This window comes from Nonomuraea aridisoli (assembly GCF_003236395.1).
GTDB lineage: Bacteria > Actinomycetota > Actinomycetes > Streptosporangiales > Streptosporangiaceae > Nonomuraea > Nonomuraea aridisoli.
Map to the genome: position 1 here is coordinate 1 of NZ_POUD01000333.1, position 9,188 is coordinate 9,188.

Annotated in this window: 8 protein-coding genes; 2 read left to right on the plus strand and 6 right to left on the minus strand. The window is 70.0% G+C overall.

Features of this window, described 5'->3' with window-relative positions; genetic code table 11:
- The first annotated feature begins 127 nt into the window (after positions 1-127).
- The gene (locus C1J01_RS42665; protein WP_111184736.1) at positions 128-628 is read left to right on the plus strand and encodes a YajQ family cyclic di-GMP-binding protein; all 501 of its coding nucleotides are present in this window, start codon (positions 128-130) and stop codon (positions 626-628) included.
- A 654-nt stretch (positions 629-1,282) separates the two neighbouring features.
- Here the strand turns inward: C1J01_RS42665 and C1J01_RS42670 are convergent.
- On the minus strand, positions 1,283-1,735 hold the full coding sequence (locus tag C1J01_RS42670) for a hypothetical protein (RefSeq protein WP_111176772.1): 453 nt from the start codon (positions 1,733-1,735) through the stop codon (positions 1,283-1,285).
- A 157-nt stretch (positions 1,736-1,892) separates the two neighbouring features.
- On the opposite strand from C1J01_RS42670, the gene C1J01_RS42675 reads away from it, so the two are divergent.
- On the plus strand, positions 1,893-2,357 hold the full coding sequence (locus C1J01_RS42675; RefSeq protein ID WP_181449269.1) for an NUDIX hydrolase: 465 nt from the start codon (positions 1,893-1,895) through the stop codon (positions 2,355-2,357).
- Here the strand turns inward: C1J01_RS42675 and htpX are convergent.
- From htpX to nuoK, 5 genes are all read right to left on the minus strand, one after another.
- Positions 2,354-3,205, minus strand: coding sequence for a zinc metalloprotease HtpX (gene htpX, locus C1J01_RS42680; protein ID WP_111184738.1), 852 nt, complete (start codon positions 3,203-3,205; stop codon positions 2,354-2,356). The two genes, C1J01_RS42675 and htpX, sit on opposite strands and share 4 nt — an antisense overlap.
- A gap of 83 nt (positions 3,206-3,288) precedes the next feature.
- Positions 3,289-4,782 (minus strand): NADH-quinone oxidoreductase subunit N, encoded by a 1,494-nt coding sequence (locus C1J01_RS42685; protein WP_111184739.1) that lies wholly within the window; start codon positions 4,780-4,782, stop codon positions 3,289-3,291.
- A complete protein-coding gene (locus tag C1J01_RS42690) occupies positions 4,779-6,422 on the minus strand; it encodes a complex I subunit 4 family protein (protein WP_111184740.1) in 1,644 nt (547 codons plus the stop codon). Before C1J01_RS42690 ends, C1J01_RS42685 begins: the two co-directional genes overlap by 4 nt.
- Positions 6,422-8,338 carry an NADH-quinone oxidoreductase subunit 5 family protein gene (locus C1J01_RS42695; protein WP_111184741.1) on the minus strand — a complete coding sequence of 639 codons (1,917 nt, stop codon included), beginning with the start codon at positions 8,336-8,338 and terminating at the stop codon, positions 6,422-6,424. The genes C1J01_RS42690 and C1J01_RS42695 overlap by 1 nt, the downstream gene beginning before the upstream one ends.
- Positions 8,335-8,814 carry an NADH-quinone oxidoreductase subunit NuoK gene (gene nuoK / locus C1J01_RS42700; RefSeq protein ID WP_438943183.1) on the minus strand — a complete coding sequence of 160 codons (480 nt, stop codon included), beginning with the start codon at positions 8,812-8,814 and terminating at the stop codon, positions 8,335-8,337. The genes C1J01_RS42695 and nuoK overlap by 4 nt, the downstream gene beginning before the upstream one ends.
- Positions 8,815-9,188: the final 374 nt, after the last annotated feature.

The following is a 9,188-nucleotide window of genomic DNA, read 5'->3' on the forward strand; positions in this document are numbered from 1 at the left end:
GGCGAGCGGTGCCTGCGGGAGGGGTTTCGAGGGTGGTCGTGGCCTGCATGTGACGCGGATGCTGGCTAGGCTCGTGCGCTGGGTCCGTGCGTTCCGGGGCCGGACCGATTCCAGCGCAGCTGAGAGGATGGGTGCTTTGGCCGATTCATCGTTCGACATCGTCAGCAAGATCGACCGGCAGGAGGTCGACAACGCTCTGAACCAGACGGTCAAGGAGATCGGGCACCGCTTCGACTTCAAGGGCACCGGGGCGAGCATCAGCTGGTCCGGGCAGAACAACATCGAGATCAAGGCGAACAGTGAAGAGCGGGCCAATGCCGCGCTTGACGTGTTCAAGGACAAGGTGGTCAAGCGCGGTCTCTCGTTGAAGATCCTGGATGCGGGCGAGCCCAAGTTGTCGGGCAAGGAGTACCGCATGATGGTCAGCCTCAAGGAGGGCATCGACCAGGAGAACGCCAAGAAGATCTCCAAGATGATCCGCGACGAGGGGCCCAAGGGCGTCAAGGCGCAGATTCAGGGCGAGGAGCTGCGTGTCAGCTCGAAGAAGAAGGACGACCTACAAGACGTCATCAGCCTGCTCAAGGGCAAGGACCTGGACATCGCCCTCCAATTCGTGAACTACCGCTGACAGAGGCATGCTGTACGGCTCTGAGCGGGCGTCAGGACGACGGATGAGCGCATCCGGGGCGTTCCTCTACGTCCCGGGGCACACGGGGATTCAACGACGTGCCTTCACGACGAAGGCGGGCGGCGAGTCTCTCTGGTGCCCCGGGATGCCGCCCCCATATGCCGGTGCTCTGTTCGTGGGTTCCGGGGCGCCGCGTTTCGCCCGTAGTGCGACTGGTCTCCCCTGTCACCTGCTCGACTCTCGCGGCCGGTGCTCGCCTCAGTGTCTGAGCGTGCTGGTACGGTCGCTGGCGGGCGCGGGCGTCGGCGCCGGAGCTGGTCTGACGTGTGCTGGTAGCCGTACTGCGGACGACACGCTCGTCTAGCAGAAGCCTGGGCAAGCGGTCGTTCCTTATCCGCCGCGATCTCTCATTCACGCGAATGACGTAACGACGACGGGATTGCCCCAGGCGGCGGAAGGGGTGGTCGACTGTTCCGGCGGTATCCGATGGTCGCCAAGTCTCGACATACGAGGCAGAGGGGCCGCTGCAGGGCTGGCACGCAGGTGGCCGCCGGCCAAGGTCCTGCGGACCGACGACCCGGGTGGAAGAGCCGTGCCCGGGCGGGAGCTCATGAAGAGCCGGGCCCGGGAGCTCGTCGGCAGGAGGTCCAGAGGTCACCAGGAGCGGTTGGCGTAGGAGCTCCAGTCGTAGCGCCCGACCTGGCCCTCGCCGATGCGGAACTTGTAACCGTCGAACCCGCCGCGGGCGCTGTAGCTGAAGCGGAACTTGCCGTGCCCGCCGGTGACCAGCCGGTGGCCCTGGTGCCAGCCACGCCCGTCGTGGTACCAGAAGTCCACGTACGTCTTCTCACGGTCGCGGTCACGGTCCCACACGTCCACGTCGAAGTAGTAGCGGCCGTTGGCGTAGTAGTAGAAGCCCTTGTAGTAGGAACGGTGGCCGCTCGACTCACCCCTGCCGTAGCCGGAGTACCCCTCGAACCAGTGCTTGCTGAACGACGACGCCGTGCTCGCACTGGTGGTGGCCGCCTGCGCGGGAGCCGCCGCGACACCGGCCACCACGGCGCCGGCCAGGACCGTACCGGCGAGCAGGCTACGAAGCTTCGACATGACAACCCATCCCTAGTTGTGAGGAAGAACCTCCGGAGCGATCGCTCCGGACGACCCTCAATCTAGGCAGCCGCGATCTCCCGTTCTGCGTACAAACGCACAGATCGGCGCAGCGTGCACAACGACACAAAACAGCGGCCCCTTATGCTCGATTACCGTGACAAAGATCCCCCTGCGCCGGTTCACGGCGCGTGTCCTGCCCATCGATCCGGAGAACCGCGTCCTTCTCCTGCACGGCTTCGATCCGGCCGTACCGGATCGTCCTTTCTGGTTCACCATCGGCGGGGCGCTGGAAGGCAGTGAGACGCTGCAGGAGGCCGCCGCGCGTGAGCTCTACGAGGAGGTCGGGATCCGGGCCGCGGTCGAGGAGATCAGCGGGCCGCACTGGAGCAGGATGACGTCGTTCGACTTCGCGCAGTACACGTTCACCCAGGACGAGACGTTCCTCGCCGTCCGGGTGGACGGCGAGGGGGCGGTGTCGTTCGAGCACATGGAGCAGGTCGAGAAGGAGACCACGCTCTCCTACCGGTGGTGGAGTGCCGAGGAACTCGACGCCACCGAGGAGACCGTCCACCCCGAGAACCTCGGGGAACTGCTCAGGAAGATCGTTCAGGAGTCCTAGCGGCGGTAGCCGGCCATGCGTTCGAGGCGGGCGACGCGCTCGGACGTGGGCGGGTGCGTGGAGAACAGGCGGCCGAAGCCCGACCCCGAGAACGGGTTGGCGATCATCAGGTGGGATGCCGAGGTGAGGCGGCTGTTCTCGGGGAGCGGAAGCCGGCGGGCGCCCATCTCGATCTTGCGGAGTGCCGAGGCCAGCGCGAGCGGGTCGCCCGTGAGCCTGGCTCCGGCCTCGTCGGCCTGGTATTCGCGGGTGCGGGAGATCGCCATCTGGACCATCCCGGCCGCGACGGGGCCGAGCAGCATCATCAGCAGCGCGCCCCAGAAACCGGGGCCTTCGTCGTCGTCGGAACCGCCGAAGAACACGGCGACGTAGCTCAGCCAGGTGATCATCGTGGCGAGCGCGCCGGCGACGGACGAGATGAGGATGTCGCGGTTGTAGACGTGGGAGAGCTCGTGGCCGATCACGCCGCGGAGCTCGGCCTCGTCGAGCAGCTTGGTCAGGCCGACGGTCACGCAGACCGCGGCCTGGCGGGGGTTTCGGCCGGTCGCGAACGCGTTCGGCTGCACCGTCGGCGAGATGTACAGGCGTGGCATCGGCTGGCGCGCCTGGGTCGAGAGCTCGCGGACGATCCGGTAGAGCGTCGGGTGCTCGACCTCGCTGACCGGCCTGGCCCGCATGGCCGACAGGGCGATGCGGTCGGAGAAGAAGTACGCGACGCCGTTGGTCACCAGGGCGAGCACGAGCGCGATCCGCACGCCGGTGCCGCCGCCCAACCACGAGCCCACCGCGATGATCAGCGCCGACAGCCCGCCGAGCAGAACGGCGGTGCGCAGACCGTTGTGGTGCAAGGTGCCCCCCTTCGTGGTGTGGGTTCACGACGTCCAACGATGATGCCCCGGTCCATCGTTCCCTGAGGCGCTCGACCTGCGGCTCAGCCGGTGGCGGACAGCATGGTCATGTCGAGGACGAGCTGCGGGGCCACCGAGAACAGCACGGCCGCCGCCAGCGCCAGCCCCACGGCCAGCGACGTGGCCACATGACGCCCGGCCGGCGCAGCCACGCCCGTCGCGGGGGCGAAGAGGCGGGCCGTCCACAGGGCGTAGTAGTACAGGCCGATCACCGTGTTGACGGCCATGACCAGCGCCAGCCAGCCGGACCCGGCCGCGACGATCTCGCGGAAGACGAACACCTTGGCGAACAGCCCGGCCAGCCCCGGCGGGAGCCCGGCCAGGCAGATCAGGCAGAACGCGAGCGCGATGCCCACCGCCGGGCGCCGAAACGCGAGCCCGCGGTAGTCGTCGAGCTCGTTGCGCGCGGACACGCGGGACACGAGCATGACGACCGCGAACGCGCCGAGGTTCATGGCGGCGTAGATGATCAGGTACGCCGTGGAGGCTCCGGCCGCCTCCGCGGTGCCGACCGCGAGCGGGGCCAGGACGTAGCCGGACTGCGCGACGGACGACCAGGCCAGCAGGCGTACGGCCGAGCGTTGCCGCAGGGCGAGCAGGTTGCCCGCAGTCATGGTGAGCGCCGCGAGAATCCCCATGATGGGGGCCCAGGTGGCGGCCTGCGCGGACAGACCGGTGACCAGGACGAGGATCAACCCGGCGAAACCGGCCGCCTTGGAGATGACCGACAACAGCGCCGCAACCGGAACGGGCGCGCCCTGGTAGACGTCGGCCGCCCACGAGTGGAACGGCACAGCGGCGACTTTGAACGCGAAGCCCGCCACGACGAGCACGACGCCGACCGTGACGACGGCGGACAGGGCGTCGGCGGGCAGGGCGGGCGGGGGCTCCTGTCCGGAGAGGACGGCGGACAGGCGCGAGAGGTAGACGCTGCCCGTGACGCCGTACAGCAGGGACACGCCGAACAACATGATCGCCGTGGAGACCACGGAGACGACGAAGAGCTTGACGGCGGCCTCGGAGGCGCGGCCGTCGTAACGTTTCAGCGCGGTGAGGGCGAAGACGGGCAGCGAGACCAGCTCGAGCGCCACGACCAGCATCACCAGGTCGCGGGAGGCGGGCAGGGTCACGGCTCCGACGAGGGTGCACAGCAGCAGGAAGTGCCACTCGCCGACGGGGATGCCGCCGCCGGCCAGCTCGGTCATCGACAGCAGGACGACGACCACGGCCGCCGCCAGCACCAGCCCGGCGAAGGCCAGGGTGAACCGGTCGACGACGTACGAGCAGGGTGACGCGCCGGGCGGCACGCAGAAGGTGGACAGCGCCGGGCCGCCGCGTACGGCCTGGGCGACGACGAAGCCCAGCGAGAGCAGGACGCCCGCCAGCGTGACGACCCCGAGCCCGGTCTGTGTTCGCGGGCGGGCCGGGAGGAACGCGTCGAGCAGCAGCACCAGCCCGGCCGCCAGGGCCAGCACCAGGGACGGCGCGATCACGAAGTAGTCGATCTGCTGGATCATGACAGCGCCCCCAGCAGGGTCAGCACCGGCGGCGTGGTCAGCGACAGCAGCAGGCCCGGCCAGAGCCCGAACAGCAGGATCAGCACGACCAGCGGGGTCCACGCCACGAGCTCGTGACCTTGGATGTCGGCGGTCAGCTCGGCGCGGCTCGGCGGCGGGCCCAGCAGAGCGCGTACGGAGTGCGGCGGGCGGAGGGGCACGACGGGACGCTCGTCGGGCGCGGCGCGCACGAGGCGGTCGTCGGCGGGCGGAGGCGTTTCGGCGGGTCGTGCGGCTCGGGGGCGGCCGTGGGTGACGCGGGAGAGCATGACCACGAAGTACGCCGCCGTGAGGACCGCGCCGAGGCCCCCGATCACCATGTACGTGAGGAAGAGGCCGCGCGGCAGCGGGTTCGCCGGCTGGAAGGCGCCGTACAGGGCGAGCATCTCGCCCCAGAAGCCCGCCAGGCCGGGCAGCCCGAGTGAGGCGATCGAGGCGAACGTGAGCACCGAGCCGAGTCGCGGCATGGTGGCCAGCAGGCCGCCGCCCATCGACGGCATGTCGGCGTGGGGGTGGCGCACCTTGATCGCTCCGGCCAGGAAGAACAGCAGGCCGGTGATCAGCCCGTGGGCGACGTTGGCGAACAGGGCGCCGTTGACGCCCACAGGGGTCAGCGTGGCGAAGCCGAGCAGGACGAAGCCCATGTGGCCGATGGAGGAGTAGGCGATCAGGCGTTTCAGGTCGCGCTGGGCCAGGCAGGCCAGCGCGCCGTACACGATGCCGACCACGGCGAACGCACCCAGCCACGGCGCCACCGCGACCGCGCCCTCCGGCAGGACGGGGATGGCGATGCGGGCGAAGCCGTACGTGCCCATCTTCAGCAGCACCCCGGCGAGCAGCACCGAGCCGACGGTGGGCGCCTCGGTGTGGGCGTCGGGCAGCCACGTGTGCAGGGGCCACATGGGGGTCTTGACCGCCAGGCCGACGCCGATCGCCACGAACGCCAGGATCTGCACGGACCTGGACATGCCGGCCCCGTGGGACGCGCTCAGCGCCTCGATGTCGAGTGTGCCGGTCTGGGCCCAGATGATCAGCAGGCCGAGCAGCATCACGACCGAGCCGAGCAGCGTGTAGAGGATGAACTTGATCGACGCCGCCCTGCGGCCCTTGCCGCCCCATGTGCCGATGAGGAAGTACATCGGGATGAGCACGATCTCGAAGAAGACGAAGAAGAGCAGCAGGTCGAGGGCGAGGAACGTGCCGATCATGCCGACTTCGAGGACGAGCAGCGTGAACACGAGCTCCCTCGGCCTGTCATCCCTCAGCTGGTCGGGCGACCGGCCGCCGCGCCAGCACAGGTAGACGAAGCACAGGAACGTCAGCAGGGCCGTCAGCACCACCAGCGGCAGTGAGATGCCGTCGACGCCGAGGTGGAAGCGGAGCCCCAGCCCGGGGATCCACGGCCGGTCGATCTCGAACTGCATCCGCGCCGCCGCGCCGTAGTCGAACGTCGCCGCCAGCAGCACGCTGAGCGCGAACGTGACGCCCGAGACGACCACGCCGTACGTACGGATGACGGCCCGCAGCGCGTCGGGCGCGAGGAGCAGCAGGGTCGCGCCGATCAGCGGCACGGCGAGCAGCGCGACGGGAAGCCAGCCCATCATGTGAACATCACCGCCCCTACCGCGATCAGCAGGACTCCGGCCAGCACGCCGCTCACGTACAGCTGGACGTTGCCGTTCTGGGCCAGGCGCAACATTCCGGACAGGCGGCGGGCGGAGGCGCCGGAGCCGCGTACCGCGCCGTCGACGACCTTGTCGTCGGTCGTGACGACGAGCGCGGCCAGCGCCCGGATCGGGCGTACCACCAGGGCCGCATAGACGGCGTCCAGGTAGAACGCCCGCTCGCACGGCACCCGCAGCGGGCCCAGCAGGCGGGCCGGGTCGGCAAGGGGATCGCCGCGCCAGGACGCGTAGACGGCCCCGGCGCCGAGCAGCGTCAGGACGACGCTGATGACGGCGATGCCGAGGTCGAGGTGGGGCTCGCCGGCGAAGCCCAGCAGCAGGGCGGGCACCGCGAGCAGGACGAGCGGGACGAGCATCGTGCGGGGCGCTTCCCTGACGTCCACGACGTGGGCGGTGCCGGGCTCGGGCTCGGGGAGCGCGACGGCCCGGGGCCGGCCGAAGAACGTGCGCAGCCAGGCGCGGGCGGCGTACGCGCCGGTGACGGCCACGGTGGCGAGCGCGCAGCCGTACAGCAGCAGGGCCGCCGCGTCGGTCAGCCGGCCCGTCGACAGGGCGTCGTCCATGGCGGCCAGCACGCCGTCCTTGCTGAAGAAGCCGCTGGCCGGCGGGATGCCGGTCAGGGCGGCGAAGCCGACCGTCATCGTCACGAACGTGACCGGCAGCTCCCGGCGCAGGCCGCCCATCTGCGTCATCAGGTTGGAGCCGACGTGGTGGATCACCACCCCCGCGCAGAGGAACAGCAGCGCCTTGAACGCACCGTGCGTCAGCAGATGGAACACGGCCGCCGTGTCGGAGCCCGCGGCGAGGCCGCCCGCCATGTAGGCGAGCTGGCTGATCGTGGAGTAGGCGAGGACCCGTTTCAGGTCGTCCTGGGCGAGTGCGGCCAGCGCGGCGCCGAGCATGCCGAGCGCGGCCATGACGGCGAGCACGTCGAGCGTGGGCGGGGCGGCGGTGAACGCCGGGAACAGCCGGGCGACGACGAAGATGCCGGCGGCGACCATGGTGGCGGCATGGATGAGCGCGCTGATCGGGGTGGGGCCGGCCATGGCGTCGGGGAGCCAGGTGTGCAGCGGCACCTGCGCGCTCTTGCCCGCCACGCCGGACAGCAGCAGCATCGTGGCGGTGACGAGCGTGGCCGGGGACATGCCGGGCACCGCCGCCAGCACGTCCGCGATGCGGAAGCTGTCCGCTGCCACGCCCAGGACGAAGATGCCGAAGAGGAAGCCGACGTCGCCCAGGCGGGTCACGAGGAACGCCTTCACCGCCGCACGTGAGTTGCCCCGGTCTTCCCACCAGTGTCCGATGAGGAGGTACGAGCAGAGGCCCATGATCTCCCAGCCCACGTAGAGGACCAGGAGGTCGCCGGAGTAGACGACCAGCAACATCGCGCTGGTGAACAGGCTGACGAACGCGCTGTAGGACGGGTAGCGCGGGTCGTCCGCCAGGTATCCGGCCGAATAGACCTGGACGGCCAGGGCGACCAGGGTCACGAGGACACCGAGGACGCTCGACAGTGCGTCGGCCTGGAGGGTGAGCGAGATCGGGATGGCACCGGTGACGATCGTGCCGAACGTCTGGCCTGTCGGCTGCGGCGCGGCATCACCGGTGAAATAGGCGAACCCCGGCCCCCAGGCGAGCACGACGGCCAGCACGGCCGCTGCCGCCGTCGGGACGGTCGCGATCCAGGCGGCCCGCGTGTTGGCCCGCTCACCTGCCGCTCGGTCGGGCGGCTGGACGGTCACCGGCGCCCGATGCGGCACCCGTGAGAACAGCAGCCCGACGACGGCGGCCACGAACGGCAGCAGCACGGCCAGCATGGGAAAGATCGTCATCGCGTCCCCCCTGGCGTGCCCTCACCGACGTGCTGGACTTCTCCCTCGACGACCCCGTGGTGCGGCCCATGGGCCGTGCGGCCGGACGAGCCGGAGGGGCCGGCGTTCGTCGGAGGCTGGTCCGGGAGGGTCGGCGGGTCGGTCGGCGGGGGTGGCGCGCCGTCGTCGGCGGGTTCGGCGAGGGCGCGCAGGTGGTCGATGTCGACGGTACGGCGGTTGCGGTAGAGCGCCAGGATGATGGCCAGGCCCAGGCCCACCTCGGCCGCCGCGATCACGATGACGAACAGCGTGAGCACCTGACCGCTGTGCAGGCGGTCGCCCAGCCACACGTCGAACGCGACCAGGTTGAGGTTGACGGCGTTGAGCATGAGCTCGACCGACATCAGCACGAGGATCGTGTTGCGGCGGGCGAGGACGCCGTAGACGCCGATGGAGAACAGGAGCGCGGAGATGACCGCCGGATAGACGATGTGCACTAGACACCCCCGCCCTGGTCGGGCGCCACGCCGCCCTCGGACTTGCCGGGCGGCGGTGTGCTCCCCTGCTCATCGGGCGTCGAAGAGTTCCTTGCCCGGTCGCGACCTGAGGTGGTTGCCGGATCGGCGGGGGTCTTCGTGCTCGGAGAAGGGCTTGCGGGTCGTTCCGAGGAGGAGGCGGGGTGACCGGCCGAAGACGCAGCAGGGTTGTCCGATGAGGACGCCGGACCTGAGGCCGACTTCTCCTGAACGGATTCGGCATCGGCCGGGGACGCGGCAGGCCCGTCTGAAGGGGACGCTGGGCCGGTCGAAGATGGAGTAGACCCGTCTGGGGCGGATTCGGGGCTGTTGGGAGGAGGCTGGTCTGCAGGGGG